Raw genomic sequence first — 621 nt, 5'->3', positions numbered from 1 at the left:
GCGAGAACGGCGCTCTACATCAAGTTGATTTGATGGAATACCAAGGGAAAAATGCTAAAACCATCATTAGCGAACAACAAATTGCTCCAGGTGATTACGCCATGTGCGTTTACGCGAAAGATGGCCGACAGTTGAATGATACGTCTCTATCGTATGTCGAAAAAACTGATGGCTCAGTAAAAGGTCTTGTTGTTCCAAGTCGTGGTAGCTGCTTTGGCTTTAAGCCCGATACCAGCGATCAGGGTCGCTTGAAGTTTTCCCAAAAAGGTCAGTATGTAAAAGTTCATACTGGGCACAATAGCTACGTTGTAGAGTTTGATTTGCGTAAAGGTCTGGCGGATCCAGTCGGCCAAGAACACATAAATATGAACTCGAATGCAGTAAGTTTGGTGAACGCATCAGATTCAGGCCATATCGCTGGCACGGTAAGTAACGTGCAATACCAAGCTTGCGAAGCAGACAGTGCGGCATGGAACGCGATTCATGATGTGCCTGCCGTTCACTCTGTTTACCTGTATGCGGGTTCCATGGATCGCTCAACCATGGGCGATATGGGCGCGACAGTTCCACTCAACGCGCCAGTTGCGGTAGCTAATGTGAATGAATCGCAAGACGAAGAAG

At 47.3% G+C, this 621-nt stretch carries 1 protein-coding gene; it reads left to right on the top strand.

Annotated elements, in window-relative coordinates; genetic code table 11:
* Positions 1-621 (top strand): DUF4382 domain-containing protein (locus tag R7190_RS28595; RefSeq protein WP_318138024.1); only part of this gene is annotated, 621 nt, incomplete at both ends.

The organism is Vibrio sp. 1078-1 (assembly GCF_033340475.1).
This window is presented reverse-complemented; position numbering and strand designations above follow the sequence as displayed.